This window comes from Geobacillus sp. ZGt-1, from assembly GCF_001026865.1.
GTDB classification, from domain to species: Bacteria; Bacillota; Bacilli; order Bacillales; family Anoxybacillaceae; genus Geobacillus; species Geobacillus thermoleovorans.
The window spans coordinates 155,497-179,929 of record NZ_LDPD01000023.1 but is presented as its reverse complement, the minus strand read 5'-3'; the positions used below and the strand labels follow the sequence as shown (position 1 = coordinate 179,929).

The window sequence follows — 24,433 nt, the reverse complement described above, 5'->3', positions numbered from 1 at the left end:
ATGGCGAACAAAACAGGAGGAGGTTTTTACCAAATGGACGATCAGGTGTTGTTCGCCCAATATGCGGCTAGGGTGAACGAATGGGGAAATCAAGTCAAGGAGACGCTCGCTTTGCGTGGGGCAAGCACGGATGGCGCTTCGTCGCTGCTCGAGTTTATTGCCGAGCATGACGGCGAGTGGACGGAAGAGGCCGTCCGCGAGCTTCAGCGCCTTGCCGATGACGTGTATGTCGGTGCGCTTCGCCAGTATGTCATGGAAGCGGCTGCGTGGGGAAGACAAGTTGAACAGGCGCTGTCTGCACGCAGGATGGCTGAGGATGTTGGGCTTTCGTCTTTGTTGGCGTACATCGATGGACACGGCGATGAATGGACCGAAGAAGCGATTTACGAGCTCCAGCGTCTTGTCGATGACGTATACACTCGGGCCGTCCGCCTGGCTGATTCGTCAGCTGCCGATCGGGAAGAAGAGGCGACGCAAGAACAAGTCGAAGGGGAATCGGTGTCGCCTGAACTGGAGAGTGAAAACAAAGAGAACGAAGACGGATGGCTTGACACCAGCGGGACGGCAGAGCGGGTTGAGGACGCAAAAGAGCCGGCTTTTATGGCGGAGCTCTCCGACTCGCCGACTGATGCAGCTGACGGCGAGCCGGATCAAGCGGACAACGTGACCGATGGAAAGCGACGCTGGGTGGATGCGGACGACGGCGGTGAGCCGCGTCAACAAGTAGCGCCCGGCCGTCATGTCTTGCCGCCGCTGCCGTACCGTTATGATGCGCTCGAGCCGCATATTTCCGAAGAAATCATGCGCCTTCACCATACGAAGCATCATCAAAGCTATGTCGACGGTCTTAATCAGGCGGAGCGGATGATGGCCGAGGCGCGCCGGACGAACAATTTTGATCTGTTGAAACATTGGGAGCGGGAAGCGGCGTTCCACGGCTCCGGGCATTATTTGCATACAATCTTTTGGTACAACATGCATCCAGAGGGCGGCGGCGAGCCGCGCGGGGAGCTGCGGGCGCAAATCGAGCGCGATTTTGGCAGTTTTACCGCCTTTCGCCGTCATTTCACCGAAGCGGCGAAAAGCGCCGAAGGGGTCGGCTGGGCGCTGCTCGTTTGGGCGCCGCGAGCGCACCGTCTGGAAATTTTGCAGGCGGAAAAACACCAGCTCATGGCGCAATGGGATGTGATCCCGCTTCTCGTGCTTGATGTGTGGGAGCATGCCTACTATTTGCAATACAAAAATGATCGGGCGGCGTACATCGAACATTGGTGGAACGTCGTCAACTGGCGCAACGTTGAAGAACGCTTTCATGAGGCGCAGAAGCTTCGTTGGCAGCCGTTTTAAACGGGCGGGGGGGAACCCCCTGCCCGTTTTTTTGGGAGAGCAGGCGCTGCGATCCATCAGGACACCTGTCCGCCGTTTCAAGGAGCGGCTTTCTCTTTGCAGGGAAAATGTCATCAACGCGCCCAGCGCAAGCGCCGGAGCGGATCGTTCAGGCTGTCTCCCCTTGCAACAGCATTTTTTCATCATATTTGTCCCATCGAGGCATACACTTGTACAAAACGCGGCTTTGGGGTTCAGCCTGTTTCCGCCGCGACGTTTCTTCGGCTGCGGCCCGTTCAGCCTAATCGGAAAGGAGGAACAGGCGATTCCTCCCCGCTCCTTAAAGGAGGGGGATCCTCGCCGATATGAGATGAATAAGCAGAAGCGGCTCATTGCGCTCATTCTTGCACTCGCTGCGGGGATTATGGCATTTGTTCCAGAGCGGATGCGCGCTATGGATGGGGTGAGCGCAAAAAGCGCGATTTTGATAGAGCAGCATTCCGGGCGGGTTTTGTTTGCCAAGGATGCCTATACAAAACGGCGCATCGCCAGCATTACGAAAATTATGACCGCCATTTTGGCGATTGAATCGGGGAAGATGGACGACACGGTGACGGTCAGCGCCCGCGCTGTCCGGACCGAAGGGTCGTCAATTTACTTGCGCCAAGGGGAGAAAATCAAACTGCGCGATTTGGTATATGGGCTGATGCTTCGTTCCGGCAACGACGCGGCGGTGGCCATCGCTGAACATGTCGGCGGCAGCGTCGAAGGATTTGTTTTTTTAATGAACCAAAAAGCGGCTGAAATCGGGATGCGTGATACCGAGTTTGCCAATCCGCACGGGTTGGATGACGCGGAAAACCACTACTCAACCGCGTACGATATGGCGCTGCTCATGCAATATGCGATGAAAAACAAAGAGTTTCGGCGCATCTCGGGGACGAAGGTGTACCGCGCCCCCGCTCCGCCCGGCGAAGACGGCGCGCGTGTGTGGCGAAATAAAAACAAGTTGTTGACAAGTCTTTACGAATATTGCACCGGCGGCAAAACCGGCTATACGAAACGGGCCCATCGCACGCTCGTGACGACGGCATCCAAAGGCGGCATCGATTTGATCGCCGTGACGTTGGATGCACCGGACGATTGGAATGACCATATCGCTATGTACGAATATGGATTTTCTCATTATCACATCGCCAAAGTGAGCAGCGAGCGGGTGGTCGACAAAATTTCTGATCCGTTTTACCGCGGGCGGCTGCAGGCGGTCCGCGATTTGCGATATCCGGTGACCGATAAAGAGGAGAGCGGGCTGCGGGTGAAAGTGTATTTGCTGAAGCCGCGCAAGGAATGGGAAAAATACCCAGAACGGGCGCCGACAGAGGTCGGAAAGGCGGTGCTTTATTTGCATCAAAAGGCGGTTGATTCGGTGCCGCTGCTGTATGAACCGGGAAAGGAAGGAAGCGGCCGAGGGTTTTTATGGCAAGTATTTCGCTTTTTAGGTGTGAGAAGCGATGGTTAACCTCATTTGGGTGATGATGGCGGTCATTGGCATCGTCTTTGCGGCGGCCAACGGCACGATGGACGAAGTGAACAAAGCGGTGTTTGAAAGCGCCAAAGAAGCGGTGACGATCAGCATCGGCATGGTCAGCATTTTAGTGTTTTGGCTCGGGCTGATGGCGATCGCTGAACGCGCCGGCTTGCTTGACAAAGCGGCGCGCCTGTTTATGCCGCTCGTACGCCGCTTGTTTCCAGAGGTGCCGCCCGGCCATCCTGCGCTCGGCTATATCGTCTCGAATATGGTCGCCAACATGTTCGGCCTTGGCAATGCGGCGACGCCGATGGGCATAAAGGCGATGGAGCAGCTAAAAAAGCTCAACGGCGGCCGCGACGAGGCTAGCCGGTCGATGGTGACATTTTTGGCCATGAACACATCAGGCATTACGCTCATTCCGGCGACCGTCATCTCGATCCGCATGACGTACGGTTCAGCGGCGCCGAGCGAGATCATTGGGACGACGATCGTCGCTTCGACGATTTCGACGATTGGGGCGGTATTGATTGACCGGTACTATTATTGGAAACGGATGCGGAAAGGCAGGAAGCCATAATGGCCATCGTCCAACTTCTTTCTGTTTGGCTGATCCCTGCGCTCATTGCTTTTATTTTGCTTTACGGTACAGCAAAGAAAGTGCCGACGTACGAAGCGTTTGTGGAAGGCGGCAAGGAAGGGATCGAGATCGCGTTTTCGCTCATCCCGTATTTGGTCGGCATGTTGGTGTCGGTCGCCATTTTCCGAGCCTCAGGGGCGCTTGATGCCATGATGGAAGTGATCAAACCGCTGGCTGATGCCATTGGACTGCCGGCCGAAGTCGTTCCGCTTGCGGCTCTCCGCACGCTTTCCGGCACGGCGGCGCTCGGCATGACGACCGATTTGATCGCTACTTACGGCCCGGATTCGTTCATCGGGCGCCTTGCTTCTACGATCCAAGGCAGTACGGAGACGACGCTTTACGTGCTCACCGTCTATTTTGGCGCCGTCGGCGTCAAAAAAATGGGCGATGCGTTAAAAGTCGGCATTTTGGCCGACATTCTCAGCTTTATTGTTTCTGTTTTCATCGTTTTGTTTGTATTCGGGCGCTAGCGGCGCCTTTTTTCGTGTGCGCCCGGCATTCACCCTCTCCTACTCGATTCCCGCCGTCCGGCGGGTTTTTTGTTTGCAAAGGGGACGGGAAAGGTGAAAAATAAAAGTGCCGCACTTGTATCTGTTAGACGGAAAGGGTAAGATGATGAAAGAGGTGAGAGAGAATGGAACGGTTGCAAAAAGTGATCGCCCGCGCCGGCATCGCGTCAAGGCGCAAGGCGGAAGAACTCATTTTGCAAGGGCGGGTGAAAGTGAACGGCCGCGTCGTCAAGGAGCTTGGCGTCAAGGTCGGGCCGCGCGATGATGTCGAAGTCGACGGCATCCCGATCGAGCGCGAAGAGCCGGTGTATTATTTGCTGTACAAGCCGCGCGGGGTGATTTCCAGCGTCAAAGATGACAGAGGCCGCAAAGTGGTGACCGATTTTTTCAAAGATCTGGACAAACGCATTTATCCGATCGGGCGGCTTGACTACGATACGTCTGGACTGCTTTTGTTGACGAATGACGGCGACTTTGCCAACCTGCTTATGCACCCGCGGTATGAAATTGAAAAAGTGTACATTGCCAAAGTGAAAGGCATTCCAACGCACGAGCAGCTGAAACGGCTCGAACAAGGAGTGCAGTTGGAAGATGGCATGACGGCGCCAGCCAAAGTGAAGCTGCTCTCCGCCGACCGGAAGAAGGGGACAGCCATTGTGGAAATCCGTATCCACGAAGGACGAAACCGGCAAGTGCGCCGCATGTTTGAGGCGATCGGCTGCGAGGTGCTGAAGCTGAAGCGGGAGCGGTACGCGTTTCTCGATTTGAAAGGGCTGCGCCCCGGCGAATACCGCGAGCTGACGCCGCATGAGGTGAAGTTGCTGCGCGTCCTTGCCCAATCCGGGGGAAGAAAATGACGAAGATTGTCACATAACGTTCATATCCTTGCGCATAAACGAGCGAGGGACTTTGCTATAATGGAAAATGGGAGATTGTGAACCGCTTGCCTCCCCTCTACCGTTGGCTGTGGGGGAGGAGAAACGTAAAGGGGTTTGAACGATGAAAAAACAACAGCGCTTAGTGATGAGGACAGCGATTTTGCTCGTGTTGCTCGCGGCGATCGGCTATACGATTTACACGAATTTTTTCACGGAGAAAACGGCTGTCGCTGTTGGTTCGACGGCGCCTGATTTTGTGCTGACTGATTTGAAAGGGCATGAACATCGTCTTTCAGACTATCGCGGCAAAGGCGTTTTTTTGAACTTTTGGGGAACGTGGTGCAAGCCGTGCGAGCGGGAGATGCCGTATATGAACGAGCTGTACCCGATTTACAAAAAACAAGGGGTTGAAATTTTGGCTGTCAATGTCGGTGAACCGAAGTTGAGCGTTGAAAAGTTCGCGGAACGGTTCGGCCTGACATTTCCGATTGTGATCGACCGTCAAGATCAAGTATTGAACGCCTATAACGTCGGGCCGCTGCCGACAACGTTTTTGATTGACAAAAACGGCGAAGTAAAACAAATCATTACCGGAACGATGACGAAAGAAGACATCGAACGGCATCTAGAAAGCATCAAACCGTAAGGAGTTTTGCGCCATGGAACACGTCAAATGCGAATGCGGCCATGTCAATCCGCACGGCACGGCGTTTTGTGAGTCGTGCGGCAAGCCGCTTGCCGATTTGGGAGAAAAACTGATTTTGGACATGCGCTACGAAGGAAGCGCGCGCCGATCGCAAACGTACAAAAAAACGATGATCGACCAAATTTGGGCGTTTTTCTCGTCGGTCAAAGTCGGGGTGGCGCTCATCGTCATCACGCTCATCGCTTCGGCGATCGGCACGATTTTCCCTCAGCAAATGTATATTCCGCCGAACGTCGATCCGGCGGAGTATTATAAGCAGCAGTACGGCTGGGCAGGGAAGCTGTATTATGAGCTCGGCTTTAACAACTTGTACGGCTCATGGTGGTACATTTTGCTCATCGCCTTAATCGGCGTTTCGCTTGTCATTTGCAGCTTGGACCGGGTCGTTCCGCTTTACCGCGCCTTGAAGCGGCAAGGGGTGAAGCGCCATCCGCGCTTTTTAGAGCGGCAGCGGTTGTTTGGCGTCTCGCATGTGAGCGATCTCGACAAGACGATGGCTGTGTTGAAAGAACGGCTGGCTGCGCGGCGCTACCATGTCCGCGAGGAAGACGGGCATTTGCTCGCTGAAAAAGGGCGGTTTTCCCGCTGGGGGCCGTACGTCAATCATATCGGCCTCATCATTTTCTTGATCGGGGCGATGCTTCGTTCCGTTCCCGGCATGTACATCGATCGGGTGATGTGGATTCCGGAAGGGGAGACGAAAGAAATTCCTGGGACGAACGGCCGCTACTTTTTAAAGAGTGAAAAATTTATTTTTGAAACATATGAGAAAGGCAAAGACAACGAAGTGTTCAACGCTGCCATCGACCGCGTCGGCAACGGGATGATCGCCAAAAACTATCAAACAAACGTCGTGTTGTATAAGCGTGTCGGTCCTGTGATCCCCGGCGCCAAGCCGAAGCTTGAAAAAGTGAAGGAGTATCCGATTCGCGTCAACGAGCCGCTGGAGTTCGACCATTATGCGCTCTACCAAGTCGATTTCCGCTTGAATGAGCCGAAAGCGATGTCATTTCAGTTGGCGGACAAGCAGTCGGGGGAAACGTTCGGCACGGTGACGGTCGACTTGTATGATCCGAAAGAGTCGTACAATCTCGGACATGGGTATCGCGTTGAGCTATTAAGCTATTTTCCTGATTTTGAGTTTGATGAAGACGGCAATCCGTCAACGAAGTCGCGCGTGCCGAACAATCCGGCGTTCGTGTTCAAAATGTACGCGCCGGACCGTCCGAAAGGGGAAGTAAGCTTTGTCGCCATCCAGCAGACGATCGAACCGTTTGGCAACAACAAATACAAAATGGCGTTCGCGGGGCTTCAAACCCGCAATGTCTCCGGTTTGACCGTCCGCCGCGACTTTACGCTTTGGATTTTAGGGGTAGGCGGCGCGATTTTCATGATCGGGCTCATCCAAGGGATGTATTGGAACCACCGCCGCATTTGGGTGCAGCGGGTAAACGGTGAGCTATGGATTGCCGCGCACACGAATAAAAACTGGTTCGGCTTGAAAAACGAGCTGCGCCGTTTGCTTGACGGCACCGGCGTCATGATGCCGGCTGATCAGCTCGAAAACGACAAAAAAGCCGGACAAGGGGGACAAGTCCATGGACATGGTACAGCTTAGCAGCACGTTGCTATATATCGCGTTCGTTCTATATTTAATCGGCACGTTCTTTTTTGGCGGAGCCATTCGCGACAAGCGAAAAGAACGGCAAGAGAAGGATCGTTGGTCGCAGCTTGGCATCTCCGTGACGATCATCGGCTTTCTCGCCCAAGTCGGCTATTTTGTGACGCGCTGGATCGCCGCCGGGCACGCGCCCGTGAGCAACTTGTTCGAGTTTACGACCTTTTTCGGCATGATGCTGGTTGCTGCTTTCATTATTATTTATTTCATTTACCGGCTGAGTGTGCTCGGCTTGTTTGCGCTGCCGGTCGCGTTGCTTGTGATTGCTTACGCAAGCATGTTTCCGCGGGAAATTTCGCCGCTCATTCCCGCCTTGCAAAGCGATTGGCTGCACATCCATGTGACGACGGCGGCGGCTGGTGAAGCGATTTTGGCCATCAGCTTTGTCGCTGGGCTCATCTATTTGATTCGCGTCGTCGATCAATCGAAGCCGTCGAAACGGACGTTTTGGCTCGAAGTGGTCATGTTTTGCTTAATTACCACGCTCGGCTTTGTCATCGTTTCGACAGCGTTCGGTCTTTCTGGGTATGAAGCGAAGTTCACGTGGGTGGACAAAAACAAGCAGACGGTTGAGGTCATCTACGATATGCCGGCGCTCGTTGGGCCGCACAAAGGGGAGCTTATGAAAGAAAGCGCCGGCCGCATGGAGCCGCTTGTTGAGATGCCGGCGATCATCAATGCAAGAAAGCTCAATACGGTCATCTGGTCGCTCATAGCCGGAACGGCGCTGTACATCATGCTTCGGCTTCTCTTGCGCAAGCGCGTTGCCGCCGCGCTCAAGCCGCTCGTGAAGAACGTTAACTTGGATTTGACCGATGAGATCAGCTATCGGGCGGTGGCGATCGGCTTTCCGGTGTTTACGCTCGGGGCGCTCATTTTCGCGATGATTTGGGCGCAAATCGCCTGGACGCGTTTTTGGGGCTGGGACCCGAAAGAAGTATGGGCGCTTATCACTTGGCTGTTTTACGCTGCCTTTTTGCACCTTCGTTTGTCAAAAGGCTGGCATGGTGAAAAGTCGGCATGGCTCGCCGTCATCGGCTTTGCCATTATTATGTTTAACTTAGTGGCGGTCAACCTCGTCATTGCGGGATTGCACTCGTACGCCGGAACATAATGGAAAACAACCGGATGCTCTGTTGGCGAGCATCCGGTTTTTCGGTAAACTAGAAAATAGGGAGTATTTCCATTGATGATGGGAGGGTGCAAAGCATTGGAAAAACAAGAAAAAACCGTCCGTATTTTAGTGGTTGACGATGAAGAGCGCATCCGGCGGCTCTTGAAAATGTATTTGGAGCGGGAAAACTATGTGATCGATGAGGCCGGTGACGGCAATGAAGCGTTGGAGAAGGCGTTGACGAATGATTATGATGTCATTTTGCTCGATCTGATGCTGCCGGGCAAAGATGGAATTGAGGTGTGCAAAGAAATCCGCGCGCAAAAAACGACGCCGATTATGATGTTGACGGCAAAAGGCGAAGAATCCAACCGCGTGCAAGGGTTTGAAGTCGGCACGGATGATTACATTGTCAAGCCGTTCAGTCCGCGCGAAGTCGTGCTGCGCGTAAAAGCGCTGTTGCGCCGCGCGGCGAACGCCGCCTACGCGCCGGTGGAGACGACGGCGAAAGACGTGCTTGTGTTTCCGCATTTGACGATTGACAACGATGCCCACCGGGTGACGGTCGACGGCAAGGAAGTCAGCTTAACGCCGAAAGAATATGAGCTGCTTCTCTTTCTGGCCCGCTCGCCCGACAAAGTGTTCGACCGCGAACAGCTGCTCAAAGAAGTATGGCATTACGAGTTTTTCGGCGACTTGCGCACGGTCGACACCCACATTAAACGGTTGCGCGAAAAGTTGAATAAAGCGTCGCCGCAGGCGGGAAAAATGATCGTCACCGTCTGGGGCGTCGGCTACAAATTTGAGGCAGTGAGCGACTAATGTGGCTGTTTCGCAGCGTCGTCGGCAAGCTATGGTTTACGATTTTGTTGCTCGTTTCGTGCGTGCTGTTTATTTTAAGCATTTTGCTTATTAAATTTTTGGAAGATTATTATGTGCAGGAAGCGGAAAACGACTTGACCCGCCTGGCGACAAAAGTGGCCGAGGTGATGCACGATTACCGCGACGAGCAGCTTGCCCGCTCGATCGCTTGGACGCTTGTGGACAATCGAACGAAAGCCGTCATCGTCGCCGATGAGTCGCACTATTGGTATTCGCCTGGCGATGCTGGGTTGGACAATATGCCGCTGTCGTCGATTCGCCAAGATCGGGACTTGCGGCGTGTGCTGACAGATGGGAAAACGGTGAAAAAGCGTTTGTATATGCCGGAGCGGCATCCAAAAGAAAAGCTGCCCCGTGATATGATCATTGTCGGCGTGCCGATGTCGATGCCGGATGGCAGCCGAGGAGCTGTGTTTATCTATCAGTCGCTCGAGGCGATCGCCGACGCGACGGAGCGGACGAAAGAGTTAATTTTTCTCGCCGCGTTTATCGCCATTGTCATGACGACGTTTTTTGCCTTTTTCTTGTCGACGCGCATCACCGCTCCGCTCCGGAAAATGCGGCAAGCCGCGTTCGAAATGGCGCGGGGCCATTTCGATATGAAAGTGCCGATTTTAACGAACGATGAGATCGGTGGGCTGGCGATGGCGTTCAACCAAATGGGACGGCGTCTGCAGTTTAACATCAACGCCTTAAACCAGGAAAAAGAACAGCTCGCCAGCATTTTAAGCAGCATGGCCGATGGCGTCATTACGTTTAACCGCGACGGGGAAATTTTGATTACGAACCCGCCGGCTGAGCGGTTTTTGCAGGCGTGGTATTTTGAGCAAGGGAACGACGCGGAAGCGATGGCGCCGTTGCCGCCGCAAGTGAAAGAGCTGTTTGCCCGCGTCGTTCGCGAGGAGAAGGAGCAATCGACCGAAGTGACGCTGCAGGGGCGGACGTGGGTTATTTTAATGACGCCGCTGTACGGCAAAACGATGGTGCGCGGCGCGGTGGCTGTTTTGCGCGACATGACCGAAGAGCGGCGGCTTGACAAGCTGCGCAAAGACTTTATCGCCAACGTTTCGCACGAATTGCGCACGCCGATTGCCATGCTCCAAGGCTACAGCGAGGCGATCATCGACGATATCGCGGCGAGCGAAAAAGAGAAGAAAGAGATGGCGAAAGTCATTTATGACGAGTCGCTGCGCATGGGCCGCCTTGTTAACGATCTGCTTGACTTGGCGCGCATGGAAGCTGGCCATATCGAGCTAGAGTACGAACAAGTCAAGCTTGTTCCTTACATCGAGCGGGTGATCCGCAAGTTTTACGGGCTGGCGAAAGAAAAGCAGATTGAGCTGACAGCCGAGTTTCGCGATCGGGACATCGAAATCGCTCTCGATCCGGATCGGATCGAACAGGTGCTGACGAACTTAATTGACAACGCCATCCGCCATACGGAATCGGGCGGCACAGTTCGCCTCATCATCGAACCAAGCGGCGACGGCGTGACGATCCATGTCCAAGACTCTGGTTCCGGCATTCCCGAAGAGGATTTGCCGTTTGTGTTTGAACGGTTTTACAAAGCCGATAAAGCGCGCACGCGCGGCCGTTCCGGCACCGGGTTAGGCCTTGCCATCGCCAAAAACATCGTCGAAGCGCATAAAGGGCTCATTACCGTTCACAGCAAACTGAACGAAGGAACGACGTTTTCGTTTTATTTGCCGGCCCGCGGACCGAAAGGAGCGTAGCGCCGTTTGGAAGAGCGGGGAAGCCACGGCTTCCCTGCTTCTTTCATACTGAAGCGAACTGGTTGACGGATTTGTTTTAGTGGTATAGACAACTAGAATATATAATGTTATAATGAGAGACAGAAAGTGGGGAATCGCGATGAAGCGGTGGATATTGAAAAATGCCGAGGTGTATGCAGAAACAGGAAACATTGAACAAGGGTATGTGCTGATCGAAGGGGAAAAAGTGGCCGCGATCGGGCCGATGTCGTCATGCCCAACTGATGCAGGGGCGGAAGTGATCGAGCTTTCCTCACGGTTTTCCATCGTGCCGGGATTCATCGACGTCCATATTCATGGGGCGGCTGGGGCGGATGTCATGGATGCGACCCCGGAGGCGCTTTACAAGATGGCCAACGCCTTGCCGGCGGAAGGGACGACGAGCTTTTTGGCGACGACGATGACAGCGCCAAGCGAACAAATCGAAGCCGCGCTTCGCAACGTCGCTCGCTATATGGCGGAGGCGAACAGGCCGGGAGCGGCCGAAGTGCTCGGTGTTCATCTGGAAGGACCGTTTTTGTCGCCGAAGCGCGCCGGAGCGCAGCACCCGCGCCATCTCGCCGATCCGGACATCTCACTGTTCCAGCACTGGCAAAAGGCGGCGGGCGGCCATATCCGCCTTGTCACGCTTGCCCCAGAGCGGAACGGGGGGCTGGAACTTGCCGCCTACTTGAAACAGACGGGTGTGATCGCTTCGATCGGCCATTCCGATGCCGTTTACGACGAAGTAAAAGCGGCGGTCCATGCAGGGGTGACGCATGCGACCCACCTGTTCAATGGGATGCGCGGCATCCATCACCGTGAACCGGGTGTCGCCGGTGCTGCGCTTATGTTTGAAGAAGTGATGTGCGAGCTGATCGCCGACGGGTTGCACGTTGCGCCGCCGATGGTCCGCTTCGCTTACCGGAATAAAGGAAGCGATGGGCTCATATTAATCACCGATGCCATGCGGGCGAAATGTCTAGGTGATGGGCGGTATGAACTTGGCGGCCAAGAGGTGACTGTTCGGGGCCAAGAGGCGCGGCTTGCCGACGGCACGCTGGCGGGAAGCGTGCTCAAGCTTGGCGAGGCCATCCGCCGTGTGCTCGATTATACTGGCTGCACGCTTGAAGAGGTGATCCGCATGGCGAGCTGGAATCCGGCGAAACAGCTTGGCTTGCTTGATCGGAAAGGCAGCTTGCGGCCCGGCAAAGACGCCGATGTCGTCGTTTTGAATGAACGATATGAAGTCATGATGACGTTTTGCCGCGGCGCCCTTGCCTATCGCAAGCCGGATGAAAGGAGTGGAGAGCGATGGCCATGAAGCTTTTGAAAGTTGCTGACTACGCAGAGATGAGCCGTCAGGCGGCGGACATCATCATCAAACAAGTCAAGGAAAAGCCGAACGCCGTTCTCGGCTTGGCGACCGGCTCGACCGTGCTCGGTGTGTACCGCGAATTGGCCGCCGATCATCGGCAGCATGGGACATCGTATCGGCTCGTGCGCACGGTCAATTTGGATGAATACGTAGGCCTTGGCCCGGATCATCCGAACAGCTATCGCTATTATATGAATCAGCATTTGTTTGCCCAATTGGACATCCCGCTTCACGAGACGCATGTGCCGGATGGCTTGGCCGCTGATCTTGACGAAGAATGCCGCCGTTACGATCGGCTCATCGATGAATTGGGCGGCATCGATTTGCAGCTGTTGGGCATCGGCCGCAACGGCCATATCGGCTTTAACGAGCCAGGAACGCCGTTTTCGACAGCCACCCACGTCGTCGAGCTGACCGAGCTGACACGGGAAGCGAACGCCCGCTTTTTTCCATCGCTTGATGACGTGCCGCGCTATGCCATTACGATGGGAATTGCGACCATTTTGCGCAGCCGCCGCATCGTGCTGTTGGCGTCAGGGGAGGAAAAAGCGGACGCCATGGCCCGGCTTCTCGAAGGCGTTGTCACACCGGACTTGCCGGCTTCAGCGCTTCACCTTCATCCGGACGTGACGATCATCGCCGACTGCGAGGCGCTCTCGCTCATCCCAAAGGAAAAGCGGCGGGTGGATGCGCCGTGATCGATAAACAGTCGCCGATTCCGATTTACTATCAGCTCGAGCAATATATGAAAGAAAAGATCGAAAAAGGGGAGTGGCAGCCGGGCGAAATGATCCCGTCTGAGCGCGAGTTGGCGGAAATGTATGACATCAGCCGGATGACCGTTCGGCAGGCGGTCAACAATTTAGTGAACGATGGCTATCTCATCCGCCGGCGCGGGAAAGGAACATTTGTCGCCGCCCAAAAAATCGAGCAGCCGCTGAAAGGGCTGACGAGCTTTTCCGAAGATATGCGGGCGCGCGGCATGGAGCCCGGCACGATCGTCCTCAGCTTTGAGATGGTTCCAGCTTCCGAGAAACTCGCTGAAGGGCTTGGCGTCACGGAAGGCGATGACCTTTACGAAGTCCGCCGCCTTCGGTTGGCCGACGGCTTGCCGATGGCGTTGGAGACGCTGTACATTCCGGTCAATCTCGTCCCCGGACTGACGCGTGATGTTGTAAGCGGTTCCGTCTATGAATTTATCGAAAAAGAAAAAGGGATGATCATCGGCTCCGCTGTTCAAACATTGGAAGCATCTGTCGCCCGCAAGGTGGAGGCGGAGCATCTGAAGATGAAAGAAGGGGCTCCGGTGCTATTGCTTGAGCGCCGCACGCACCTTGTCGACGGTCGGCCGCTTGAAGTCGTCAAATCGGTGTACCGCGGCGACCGGTACAAATTTATGATTGAGATGAAAAGGGGAGGATCATGATGTTAGGCTTTTTACAGCGGCTTGGAAAAGCATTAATGCTGCCGATTGCCGTTTTGCCGGCGGCAGGATTGTTGCTTCGGCTCGGTCAGCCTGATTTATTGAATATTCCGTTTATCGCAGCCGCAGGCGATGCAGTGTTTTCCAATTTAGCGCTCATTTTCGCCATCGGCGTGGCCATCGGTTTTTCGAAAGACGGCAACGGCGCGGCGGCGCTTGCTGGGGCGATCGGCTACTTTGTCTTGACAAAAGGGGCCGCCGCGATTGATAAAGACATCAATATGTCCGTATTAGGCGGCATCATCTCCGGAGTGATCGCCGGGCTTTTATACAACCGTTACCATGATATCAAGTTGCCCGACTGGCTAGGCTTCTTCGGCGGACGGCGGTTTGTGCCGATCGTGACATCGCTTGTCATGCTCGTGCTTGCCTTGATTTTTGGCTATGTATGGCCGCCGATTCAAGATGGCATCAACGCGGTCGGCCATTGGATCGTTGGTGCCGGGGCGGTTGGCGTCGGCATTTTCGGGTTCCTCAACCGGTTGCTCATTCCAGTCGGATTGCACCATGTGTTAAACAGCTTCGTCTGGTTTGTGTTTGGCGAGTATAACGGAAAAACGGGCGATTTAAGCCGCTTTTTCGCCGGCGACCCGGATGCGGGCATTTTTATGGCCGGCTTCTTCCCGATCATGATGTTTGGCCTGCCCGCGGCAGCGCTGGCGATGATCGCGGCGGCGAAAAAAGAGCGTCGCAAAGCGGTCGCCGGCGCGCTCCTTGGCGTGGCGTTGACGTCGTTTTTAACCGGGATTACGGAGCCAATTGAGTTTCTATTCATGTTTTTATCGCCATTGCTCTACGTTGTCCATGCCGTGTTGACCGGCTTGTCGCTCGCAGTGGCGACAATGCTTGACATCCACCACGGGTTTACGTTCTCGGCCGGGGCGATTGACTTTTTCTTAAACTACGGCATTGCGAAAAAACCGTATTTGTTGATTGTTCAAGGTCTTGTATATGCTTCGTCTATTTCGTCGTCTTCTATTTCCTCATTACGAAGCTCGATTTGAAAACGCCGGGGCGTGAAGATGAGGTAGAGGGAGAGTTTGCCGACAGCGGTGCGGCGCAGTTGGGCGTCAAATACGAGGACCTTGCTGCAAAATATATCGAGGCGTTAGGAGGAAAAGATAATCTCGCGCAAATTGACAATTGTGTCACACGCTTGCGCCTAAAAGTGAAAGACATGTCAAAAGTCAACGAAGCAGAATTGAAACGTTTGGGAGCGAAAGGCGTGCTTCGCCTCAACCAAACGGATTTGCAAGTGGTCGTTGGCACGGATGTCGAATTTCTGGCCAACGCTATGAGAAAATAAGGAACAACGAAGCCGTTCTTTTAAGGGACGCCAGAAAGGGGGAGCTCCGGTGAAGCGGCTGTTGGATTGCAACGCCTCCGATTTTCGTCGGATGACAGGAAAACAGTTAAAACAATCGATTCAAGCGTCAGAAGGCAGGGTGATCGTCGCGGAAGTCGTCGGGGAATTCGCGCCGCTGTATCCGGCGGTCACCAACGCTGAACTGGCCACGGCGTTTGGGGCGGATTTGCTGTTGTTGAATTGGTTCGATGTGTTCCGGCCGGTTGTGAACGGGTTGGACACGAACGAACCGAATCAAATGGTGGAACGGTTAAAGCAGTTGACAGGGCGCCCGGTTGGCGTCAATTTGGAGCCGGTTGACCCAAATGCAAAACAGCTTGAGGAGCTTGCGACGCTGCCAAAAGGGAGAATGGCAACGGCCGAGTCGCTGCAACAAGCAAAACAGCTAGGATTTGATTTTGTTTGCCTAACCGGAAACCCGAAAACAGGCGTGACGAATGATGAGATTGTGAAAGCCATCGAAACGGCGCGGTCCATTTTAGGCGAGGATGCTCTCGTGATGGCTGGGAAAATGCACGCGGCAGGCGTTGCCGATGAAGCGGGAAGCGGGATCGTATCGGAAGAAGTGGTGGTGCGTTTCATTCACGCTGGTGCGGATGTCGTTTTGATGCCGGCTCCTGGAACGGTGCCGGGGGTGACATTAGACAAGACAGAGAAGCTTGTTCAGGTGGCGCATGAACATGGGGCGCTTGCGATGCTGACGATCGGCACAAGCCAAGAAGGAGCTGACGAGAGTACGATTCGTCAAATCGCGCTTGCAAGCAAAATGGCTGGGGCGGATCTACATCATATCGGCGACGCTGGCTATCATGGCATCGCTGTTCCAGAGAATATTATGGCGTATTCGATCGCCATTCGCGGCAGACGCCATACGTATATTCGCATGGCAAGATCGCCGTTGAGATAAAGTGGAATATGATCAGTCGGTCCCAAAAGCATTCGCTTTTGGGGCGTTTTTTTGCCGGGAGAGGATAGGATGGGAGCCAAGATGATGGAAAAATAAGTTTGCGGATGTGGGAAACATTTGCCTTGTACCGCCGCCTCTATTTATTTTGTGATCAAATGAAAGAACAAATTTGTGATAAAATGAAAAAACAAATGGGAAAGCATTGCGAGTGGCGGGGAGAATATGATGATTGCCGAGCCATTATTTCATCTCATTCTCATTTTCAGCGTATTGTTGCCGCTTGTATCGTTGACAGTGTTGGCGCTGTTGGGGGTAGCAGAAAAAGAAGTGGATTATTGGCAGTTGGAACATGCGCGCCTTCGATTGGAAAAAGAACTTCAAGAAAGCAAGTATATGCAGCTCCATCAACAAATCCGACCGCATTTCTTTTTCAATGCGTTGAACGCTTTCTTATCCTTGGCGCGCTTAGGAAAAAATGAAGAAATGATTCGGGGAATGGAGCATTTTGCGCTGTTTTTGCGTGATAGCTATGAGACGAAACAGCCGCTTATTCCGTTCAAACAAGAATGGGCGCATACAAGCAACTATCTAGCGGTGCAGCAACTTCGCTTCGGTTCACGGCTGTCGGTGTCGGTGCAAATGGATCCGGATGGAGAGCGTGCGCTCATTCCTTCTTATACGTTGCAAACGCTGGTGGAAAACGCATTCAAACATGGCCTTGAGAAAAAAGCGGGTGAAAAATGTTTGGCGATCGATTTTCGACGCCAAGGCAACTGGGTATATTTGCGCGTCTGCGATAATGGCAATGAAGGGAAGGAGTTATCCATCGCGAATGGAGGTGTCGGCTTGGATAATTTGCGCAAGCGGTTTGCTCTTTTGTTTGATTTGCCAACTCAGCTCGTGTTGCAAAAAGATGAGCGCGGGTGGACAGAGGCGCTTGTCGTTTGGCCGTATGTTCCAGGGGATGAGGGATAAACGATGAAGGTGTTGATTGTCGATGATGAATATTTAGAATTGGAACAACTCACGTATTTGGTGAAGCGGAAATATCCGCATTGGGAAGTATGGCCGGCGGAGGATGCCGCAGAGGCGAAACGGTTGGCCGCATCCCATCGCTTCCGGCTGGCGCTGATCGATATCCACCTTCCTGGACAGTCCGGGTTGGATTTGGCCTATGAGCTCAAACAAAAACAGCCCGATCTAGCCTTGATCATTATCACAGCCTACCAAGATTTTGCTTATGCCAAACGGGCGATTCAGCTTGAAGTGCTCGACTACTTGGTGAAGCCGCTCATCGAGAGCGAGTTTGATCAAGCGCTGTCGAAATTTGAACAAAAGCATCCGGAAGCGCTCGTCTCGTCCCCGCTCATCCGCGCGGCGCTCGAATATGTGCACTGTCATTATGCGCAAAAAATCAGCTTAACCGAGGTAGCCGCTGCCGTGCATGTACATCCAGCCTATTTGAGCAGGCTGTTTGTTGAGGAGATCGGCATCCATTTTAAGGATTACGTCAATCGATATCGGATTGAAAAGGCGAAAGAGCTGTTGACCAAAAAGCCGGATTGGTCCATGGCACGCATTGCTGAGGAGACAGGATTTTCTAGTCAACATCATTTCAGTCATTTGTTTCGAAAATATGTCGGCATCCCGCCTACGAAGTATAAGGAGACCAATGGATAATGGACTGGTATATGCTTTTATTCATGGCATGCGTACTGCTGCTTGCTGCTGTGCCGCATATTGGTCGCCGCAGTTTTATCGGAGCGGAGGCGCTTGGATTAAGCAAGGGGGTCAATGCTCTGTTACTGCGTTTTGCATCCGGGGAGCTGCTGTTGTTTGGATGCTATGCTTTTATTCATGGCGGAGTGGCGGCGGGGGTGGTGACGGCTATGGCGGTATGGGCCGCCGTTTTTGTGCTTTGGCGTTCAGCAGCGGCCGTGCGCTATCGTTCCCTAACAAAGGAAGGGGATCGCTGGCCGGACTGCTGTTTTACGGCGCGGGCTTTGTTTTTCTTTCGGTTTTTTGTTCGCCTTCTTTCGATCGGCCGGCTGCTTACCGTTGTCGTGTTATGTGCCTATTTGTTGCAGCAACTCTTTCGTTTTTCTCCGACTTTTTTATTCATTTGGTTCGTCTATGTGTACGTGTTTACCGTGCCCGCCGGTTGGTTGGGGATGCGGAAAATCGGAACGGTTCTGCTATACATTGTTTATATAGTGATGGGAATGGTTCCGTTTGCCTATTATCTAACGGGCGGTGTGGCGCGGCAATATGAGATGATTGTACGAACTGTCCCAGCTTCCCTCGATGTGAACATGGTTTCGTTGTTCGTGTTGTTTTGGGCTGTGCTGGCGGCGGCTGCCGGGCAATGGTTGGCCGACGAGTATGTATGGGATATTGCATCAATATTGAAAAAAGAACGCGTTGCGCTGACGTTTTCTATGGCCGCGTTTTGCCTTGCTCCGCTTCCGTTGGCCGTTGCAGCCTTATGCGTCCCGTATGCGGCGGCCGCTTCGACTGCCGCCATACTGAAACGGTGGCTGCTTCATTCTTCTGTCTTGATTGCTTGGCCGCTTACTATTGCCTTGCTGGCGGCGTTGTCACTCAGCTTATCCCTTTCCTTGCATTCCGTTGTGCAAATTTTTTGGCACAGGTGGAGCAGGCATCTCTCATGGACATATGTCATCTCTTTTTTGCTTGTACTAGCCCTCTTTTTTATTGCTCCTCTTCTTCCGATGCGGATGGTCATGTTTTCGACCGCCTTGCTTGCCTCCTCGTGTTTTGGGTTGGCTGCTTTACGGACAGGAGAGAAACCGATGGGGGTTATAGGCATGATCGGATGGGTATGTTTGTTTGCTATCGCCTGGCGATGGGGAATGCGCCATAATGTGCTGGAGGCCATAGCATGGAATGGGATTGGCGGTTTCTTGTTTACTCAGATTTATCGATTAATTCAAAAAATAAAGAAGTAACAAAAATGAATCAAAAAAATGCAAAACAGTTTGTTTGCTCCCTGTTATAATGAGACAAAAACGAAAGGGAGGAAAGCGGACATGTCATTTGTTCCATGCACAACGGCCATTTATTCATTTAGCAAAAACCACCAACCGGTTCGAACAGTCCAGTCAGGGGAAACGTTTGTCATCGAAACGTACGACTGTTTCCAAAATCAAATTACTTCAAGCGAAACGCCGTTTGACTCGATCGATTGGAATCATATCAATCCGGCGACCGGACCGATCTATATTGAAGGGGCGGAACCCGGTGACATTTTAGCGGTAAAAATTGAACAGATTCGCCTCAAAGGACAGGGGGTCATGGCTGTCGGCCCAGGGCTCGGGGTGCTTGGCGACCGGATTCCGCAGTTTGAGGCAAAAATGATTCCAGTAGAAGAAAACCGGGCCGTATTTGACGAGCATCTTTCTATTCCATTAAATCCAATGATTGGCGTCATCGGGGTAGCGCCGAGCGGTGAGGATGTGTCGTGCGGAACGCCCGGGCCGCATGGCGGCAATATGGATACAAAGCTCATTACAACAGGGGCAACCGTTTACTTCCCGGTTTTTGTCAAAGGGGCGTTGTTCGCATTAGGCGATTTGCATGCGGCGATGGGGGACGGCGAAATCGGCGTGTCTGGTATCGAAATTTCGGGGGAAGTGACGGTCACCGTCCGGGTGATGAAAGGATATTCGCTTAACCATCCACTGTTGCAAAACGATGATGGCATTGCGACGATCGTCTCGGCCAAAACGTTGGATGAGGCGGTCAAACAGTCGGTTGAGGAAATGGTTAATTTGCTGTTGCCGCACACTCCGTTGACGCTGAACCATTTGACGATGGTGCTTAGCGCTGCCGGTCAGACACAAATCAGCCAAGTCGTTGACCCGCTCGTCACGGCGCGTTTCTTTGTACCGCGATTTGTGCTTGAAGCGTATGGCATCCGCCTGTTTGAGGATTGAGGAGGGAACGGCGATGGCGCAACTTGAAACGAACACATCGGTCGAGTCGCTTGGTTATAAACAGGAATTAAAACGGTCGCTCACATTTGTTGATTTGTTGATTTACGGAATGGTGTTCATGGTGCCGATCGCTCCTTTCGGCATTTACGGGTATGTAGCGCAAGGGTCAAAAGGGATGGTCGCCTTAGCATACTTAATCGGAATGGTGGGGATGATTTTCACCGCCTTGAGCTACGCCAGAATGGCCGAGGCGTTTCCAATCGCTGGTTCCGTGTATTCCTACGCCCAGCGGGGAATGAATGAATATGTCGGTTTTATGGCAGGCTGGGTCATTTTGCTTGATTACATTTTCGTTCCGGCTCTTCTCTATTTGGTCAGCGCTGCTGCCTTAGCCGATATTGTGCCGCAAGTGCCGATTTCCGTGTGGCTCGTTCTGTTTATTGCCATGAATACGGTCATTAATATTCTCGGGATCGAGATGACGGCCAAAGCGAACAAAGTGATTGTTGTTTTAGAGCTCATCGTCCTTGCAGTGTTTGTGATCACAGGAATTATTGCGATTATAAAAGGTGTCAATGGAGCGCAGTTTACGTTCAAACCGCTGTACGATCCTAATCATTTCAGCGCGGAGACGGTGATGGGGGCGGTGTCGGTGGCCGTCTTGAGCTTCCTTGGTTTTGATGCGGTGTCGACGCTGGCTGAGGAAACAAGGGACGGGAAATCATCGATCGGCAAAGCGATCATTTTCGCTTTGCTCGTTGTCGGTGCGCTTTTCATCGTGCAAACATGGGTCGCCGCTCTCATTTGGCCTGATTATACGACGTTTAAAAACGCAGATGTGGCGTTTTATCAGATTGCGGAGCTGGCAGGAGGACCATGGCTGAAATGGACAACGATCATCGCCACTGCGCTTTCATGGGGGATCGCGAACGCGCTCGTCGCCCAGGCAGCCATCTCCCGCATTTTGTACAGCATGGGTCGCGACCGTAAACTGCCCAGTGTGCTAGCCAAAGTGCATCCGAAATTTCAAACGCCATACGTCAGCACATTGCTTGTCGCTGTGATTTCGCTCATTGTCACGACGGTGTTCGCCTCGCAAATTGATAAGCTCGCTTCGCTTGTCAACTTTGGCGCCTTGACGGCTTTCCTCTTTTTGCATGTGTCAGTGATAAATTATTTTTTGCACAAACAAAAGAGCAACGATTACATCAATCATTTCTTGTTCCCGCTCATCGGCTTTATCATCATCGGTTATGTGTGGGTCAATCTTGACCCGCTCAGCAAAAAGCTCGGATTGATTTGGATCGCGATTGGACTCGTTTACCTGATCTTTTTGCGGCTCACGAACAAAGACTCCCGTCTAAGCGGGGAACTGTAGTTGCTTGTAAGGCCTGACGCCGTCATAAAAGGCGTCGGGTCTTTGATTTTTAGAGGCGATGAAACGTTTTTCCGATCTCGACGTATTACATAGATGAAAGGTATGAGATTACGGCGCCTTGTTAAGGCAAAACGCCGTTCATCCGCCAATAGGCGGGCGCCGATAAAACGTGGAAGGAGCCGGAGGAACATGAGCATGTTTGGAAAAGTCGCCGCCGATGTGCTTGGGTTAAGCGACATCGGTGCGGTCATTCAGCCGAAAGACTATGACAAAGTCGATGCCGATGATTATGTGATGCACGAGGATGGGGAGAAAATCTATTTTCTTATCAAATCAAAATCGGATGAGTATTGCTTCACCAACCGCGCGCTCATTCATTTGGACGGCACGAGCGCCGCGAGCAAAAAACGGACGCTGCGCCGCTACGATTACTACAAGCATCCGATTTCCGACGTATCGCTCGAAACGGCCGGGACGGTCGATTTGGATGCGGAAATTAAATTTAAAATTGGACCGCATTCCTACTCCATTGATGTGCATAAAAAGCATATTGAGGAACTGAAAGATTTGTATAAATCGCTGCTGGCGATCGCGGACATTTGCCATGAAAACGAAACGAAGTTCAACTATGCGGAGCGGAGTTTGGAACTGGCGGCCAAGGTGTTGGCCAACATGCGCGGTGACGGCGCCAATGTGTCGGCGGATTTTCAAGCCGTGAATGAATACGCTTTTCGCTGGCTGACGGAAGTGAAAAAGAACTATACGGTGAAGGATTTCGGCTTTGTGTTTGACAAATATATTCAACAGTGACGAGATGAAGGTTGTATCGGGGAAAGACGCCGTGCCAGAGGTGGGGCGTCTTTCCTAATTTTTTTAGCGACATATGGAAAAGGAACGTTTCTCCGCAGCCGGAAGAAACTCAAAAGATGAGGTTTGTGGGAATCGATGAATAGGCAACATGGCGGCATTTGACATCGCGGAGCTCGATGCAACGGCGCATGCGGCGTTCCGTACAAAACACGGACACTGGAGCCGAGCTGCCTGACCGCAAAAGTGATCGATGACCGCCTGCCGCCAGCCCACTGTAAATTCACAGTTGTCAAATGCCAGGCCTTGCTTTAATATAAAAATGTCCATATCCGATAACTAAATCAACTCGCAGCAAGGCGCCGAAAAGGCTTAATAGGGAATCCGGTGGGAATCCGGAGCTGTCCCCGCAACTGTCAATGCGGACGAAATGAAATCGCCACTGTACGGACGGATGGCTTGCGCTGTTTTCCGTACGGGAAGGCTTCAGAGTAGGATGAAGCATGAGCCAGTAGACCTGCCTTGCTTGCCGCAGTTTCCGAATCTTCGGGGGGTGAGACGCGGAAACAGTCGCATAGGGCATTGTTGTGCCCATTGGCGGTCTGTTTCGCGCTCATTCCCAGATTTAGGCGGAATGGGCGTTTTTTATTGTACATACATCACTGAAGGGGGAATGACGGATGAAACGTTGGACATGGCCGGCGGTGGTGGCGGTGTTCTTCCTTCTGGCCGCCGTGCTGGTCGGCTGCAGCGGTGGAGCCAATAGCAACGCCCAGCCAGCGAAAAAAGAAGAACCGAAAACGGAACAAGCGGCGTTTCCGGTGACGGTGAAAGACGGGCTTGGCGAGGATGTCACGATCAAAGCGGAACCGAAAAAGATCGTCTCACTCATCCCAAGCAATACGGAAATCGCCTATGCGTTGGGGTTGGGCGATAAGATCGTCGGCGTCAGCGATTTTGACAATTACCCGGAAGACGTCAAAACGAAAACGAAAATCGGCGGCATGGAATTCAACGTCGAGAAAATCATTTCGCTCAAACCGGATCTTGTCTTGGCCCACGCGTCAAGCGCCCATAACTCGCGCGATGGCCTCAAGCAATTGAAAGACGCCGGCATCACCGTGCTTGTCGTGAATGACGCGAAGTCGTTCGACGATGTGTATGCGTCCATCGAATTGATCGGCAAAGCGACCGGGGCGTCGGACAAAGCGAAGCAAGTGATTGATGAGATGAAAGAGAAGCTTGCGCAAATTCAAGAAAAAGCGAAACAAATCCCGGCGGACAAACAAGCGAACGTCTGGATTGAAGTGTCGCCGCCGCCGCAGCTGTATACGGCCGGCAAAGGGACGTTTATGGATGAGATGCTTCAAGTGATTTCAGCGAAAAACGTCGCCGGCAGCTTGGAAGGCTGGCCGATGGTGACGGAAGAAAAAGCAGTGGCCTATAAGCCGGATGTGATCATCACGACATACGGCGGAGCGAAGCAAGTGTTTGCGCGCGCTGCTTGGAAAGACGTGCCGGCGGTGAAAAACAAGCGGGTGTATGACGTCAACACCGACTTAGTAAGCCGCCCGGGTCCGCGCCTTGTCGAAGGGGTCGAGGAACTTGCCAAAGCCGTTTACCCGGATGTGTTCAAGTAAAACGTGGATGTATATATTGGCCGTCACGGCGGCCATGTTATCGTTGCTCGTAGGGATATCGACAGGATCGCTGTCGATTCCCTTTTCTTCTATTGTTCGCATTCTTGCGTCCGAATGGTTTGGTATGCCGCTTCCGTCTGACATTCCGGCCGATTGGGTGCCGATCGTGATGGCGATCCGCTTGCCGCGCGTCGTGCTCGCTTTTTTGGTCGGGGCGTCATTGGCGCTGGCTGGCGCGGCGTTCCAAGGGTTGCTGAAAAATGCGCTCGCCGATCCGTACACGCTCGGCGTCTCGTCCGGCGCCTCGGTCGGGGCGGTGCTCGTCATCTTTCTCGGCTGGCAATGGCCGCTCTTTGGCACGTTCACGCTGCCGATCGTGAGCATTTTATGCGGCATGGCGACGCTTGTCGCCGTTTTGGCGTTCACTCGCGCGGTTGAGCCGCAGCTGTCGGTTGAGACGATCATTTTAGCCGGCATTATCTTCGGCGCGTTTTTCAGCGCCT

The 24,433-nt window shown here is 53.2% G+C and carries 22 protein-coding genes, 1 pseudogene and 1 riboswitch; all 23 genes and pseudogenes read left to right on the top strand.

Annotation, left to right across the window (positions count from 1 at the left end; all coding sequences use genetic code 11):
- Positions 1 to 33: 33 nt before the first annotated feature.
- Entirely contained in the window at positions 34 to 1,347 is a 1,314-nt protein-coding gene (locus VU18_RS09610; RefSeq protein ID WP_025039220.1) for a superoxide dismutase, read from the top strand.
- A gap of 349 nt (positions 1,348 to 1,696) precedes the next feature.
- Complete coding sequence (locus VU18_RS09605; protein ID WP_014196241.1) at positions 1,697 to 2,845, top strand: D-alanyl-D-alanine carboxypeptidase family protein; 1,149 nt, start codon at positions 1,697 to 1,699, stop codon at positions 2,843 to 2,845.
- Positions 2,838 to 3,434, top strand: coding sequence for a nucleoside recognition domain-containing protein (locus tag VU18_RS09600; protein ID WP_011231767.1), 597 nt, complete (start codon positions 2,838 to 2,840; stop codon positions 3,432 to 3,434). Before VU18_RS09605 ends, VU18_RS09600 begins: the two co-directional genes overlap by 8 nt.
- Complete coding sequence (locus tag VU18_RS09595) at positions 3,434 to 3,967, top strand: spore maturation protein (RefSeq protein ID WP_011231766.1); 534 nt, start codon at positions 3,434 to 3,436, stop codon at positions 3,965 to 3,967. Before VU18_RS09600 ends, VU18_RS09595 begins: the two co-directional genes overlap by 1 nt.
- 164 nt (positions 3,968 to 4,131) lie before the next feature.
- Complete coding sequence (locus tag VU18_RS09590) at positions 4,132 to 4,863, top strand: pseudouridine synthase (RefSeq protein WP_011231765.1); 732 nt, start codon at positions 4,132 to 4,134, stop codon at positions 4,861 to 4,863.
- Positions 4,864 to 5,005: 142 nt separating this feature from the next.
- Entirely contained in the window at positions 5,006 to 5,530 is a 525-nt protein-coding gene (gene resA / locus VU18_RS09585) for a thiol-disulfide oxidoreductase ResA (RefSeq protein ID WP_011231764.1), read from the top strand.
- 13 nt (positions 5,531 to 5,543) lie between these two features.
- Complete coding sequence (locus tag VU18_RS09580) at positions 5,544 to 7,208, top strand: cytochrome c biogenesis protein ResB (protein WP_014196240.1); 1,665 nt, start codon at positions 5,544 to 5,546, stop codon at positions 7,206 to 7,208.
- On the top strand, positions 7,195 to 8,382 hold the full coding sequence (gene ccsB, locus VU18_RS09575; RefSeq protein WP_011231762.1) for a c-type cytochrome biogenesis protein CcsB: 1,188 nt from the start codon (positions 7,195 to 7,197) through the stop codon (positions 8,380 to 8,382). Before VU18_RS09580 ends, ccsB begins: the two co-directional genes overlap by 14 nt.
- Positions 8,383 to 8,457: 75 nt before the next feature.
- Positions 8,458 to 9,204, top strand: coding sequence for a response regulator transcription factor (locus VU18_RS09570; protein WP_014196239.1), 747 nt, complete (start codon positions 8,458 to 8,460; stop codon positions 9,202 to 9,204).
- Positions 9,204 to 10,997 carry an ATP-binding protein gene (locus VU18_RS09565; protein ID WP_014196238.1) on the top strand — a complete coding sequence of 598 codons (1,794 nt, stop codon included), beginning with the start codon at positions 9,204 to 9,206 and terminating at the stop codon, positions 10,995 to 10,997. Before VU18_RS09570 ends, VU18_RS09565 begins: the two co-directional genes overlap by 1 nt.
- A gap of 139 nt (positions 10,998 to 11,136) precedes the next feature.
- Positions 11,137 to 12,339 carry an N-acetylglucosamine-6-phosphate deacetylase gene (gene nagA / locus VU18_RS09560; RefSeq protein WP_020278279.1) on the top strand — a complete coding sequence of 401 codons (1,203 nt, stop codon included), beginning with the start codon at positions 11,137 to 11,139 and terminating at the stop codon, positions 12,337 to 12,339.
- Positions 12,330 to 13,091 carry a glucosamine-6-phosphate deaminase gene (nagB, locus tag VU18_RS09555; RefSeq protein ID WP_021322079.1) on the top strand — a complete coding sequence of 254 codons (762 nt, stop codon included), beginning with the start codon at positions 12,330 to 12,332 and terminating at the stop codon, positions 13,089 to 13,091. Before nagA ends, nagB begins: the two co-directional genes overlap by 10 nt.
- Complete coding sequence (locus tag VU18_RS09550) at positions 13,088 to 13,819, top strand: GntR family transcriptional regulator (RefSeq protein WP_011231757.1); 732 nt, start codon at positions 13,088 to 13,090, stop codon at positions 13,817 to 13,819. Before nagB ends, VU18_RS09550 begins: the two co-directional genes overlap by 4 nt.
- Positions 13,819 to 15,182 (top strand): annotated as a pseudogene (gene nagE / locus VU18_RS09545) (N-acetylglucosamine-specific PTS transporter subunit IIBC). The gene VU18_RS09550 and the pseudogene nagE overlap by 1 nt, the downstream one beginning before the upstream one ends.
- Positions 15,183 to 15,231: 49 nt before the next feature.
- A complete protein-coding gene (locus VU18_RS09540; RefSeq protein ID WP_014196233.1) occupies positions 15,232 to 16,149 on the top strand; it encodes a PEP phosphonomutase in 918 nt (305 codons plus the stop codon).
- A gap of 225 nt (positions 16,150 to 16,374) precedes the next feature.
- Entirely contained in the window at positions 16,375 to 17,124 is a 750-nt protein-coding gene (locus tag VU18_RS09535; RefSeq protein ID WP_012820711.1) for a sensor histidine kinase, read from the top strand.
- Positions 17,125 to 17,127: 3 nt separating this feature from the next.
- On the top strand, positions 17,128 to 17,829 hold the full coding sequence (locus VU18_RS09530) for a helix-turn-helix domain-containing protein (RefSeq protein WP_011231754.1): 702 nt from the start codon (positions 17,128 to 17,130) through the stop codon (positions 17,827 to 17,829).
- The gene (locus VU18_RS09525) at positions 17,829 to 19,118 is read left to right on the top strand and encodes a hypothetical protein (protein WP_047758037.1); all 1,290 of its coding nucleotides are present in this window, start codon (positions 17,829 to 17,831) and stop codon (positions 19,116 to 19,118) included. The genes VU18_RS09530 and VU18_RS09525 overlap by 1 nt, the downstream gene beginning before the upstream one ends.
- 81 nt (positions 19,119 to 19,199) lie before the next feature.
- Positions 19,200 to 20,105: an acetamidase/formamidase family protein gene (locus VU18_RS09520; protein WP_011231752.1), complete on the top strand. Its 906-nt coding sequence runs from the start codon at positions 19,200 to 19,202 to the stop codon at positions 20,103 to 20,105.
- A 13-nt stretch (positions 20,106 to 20,118) separates the two neighbouring features.
- The gene (locus VU18_RS09515) at positions 20,119 to 21,483 is read left to right on the top strand and encodes an APC family permease (protein WP_021322077.1); all 1,365 of its coding nucleotides are present in this window, start codon (positions 20,119 to 20,121) and stop codon (positions 21,481 to 21,483) included.
- Positions 21,484 to 21,678: 195 nt separating this feature from the next.
- Complete coding sequence (locus tag VU18_RS09510) at positions 21,679 to 22,293, top strand: PH domain-containing protein (RefSeq protein ID WP_047758174.1); 615 nt, start codon at positions 21,679 to 21,681, stop codon at positions 22,291 to 22,293.
- A 337-nt stretch (positions 22,294 to 22,630) separates the two neighbouring features.
- Positions 22,631 to 22,830: riboswitch (cobalamin riboswitch) on the top strand.
- Positions 22,831 to 22,970: 140 nt separating this feature from the next.
- A complete protein-coding gene (locus VU18_RS09505; protein WP_011231749.1) occupies positions 22,971 to 23,930 on the top strand; it encodes an ABC transporter substrate-binding protein in 960 nt (319 codons plus the stop codon).
- The coding region (locus tag VU18_RS09500) for an iron chelate uptake ABC transporter family permease subunit (RefSeq protein WP_152668830.1) at positions 23,917 to 24,433 on the top strand (517 nt) is incomplete at its 3' end. The genes VU18_RS09505 and VU18_RS09500, both read left to right, overlap by 14 nt.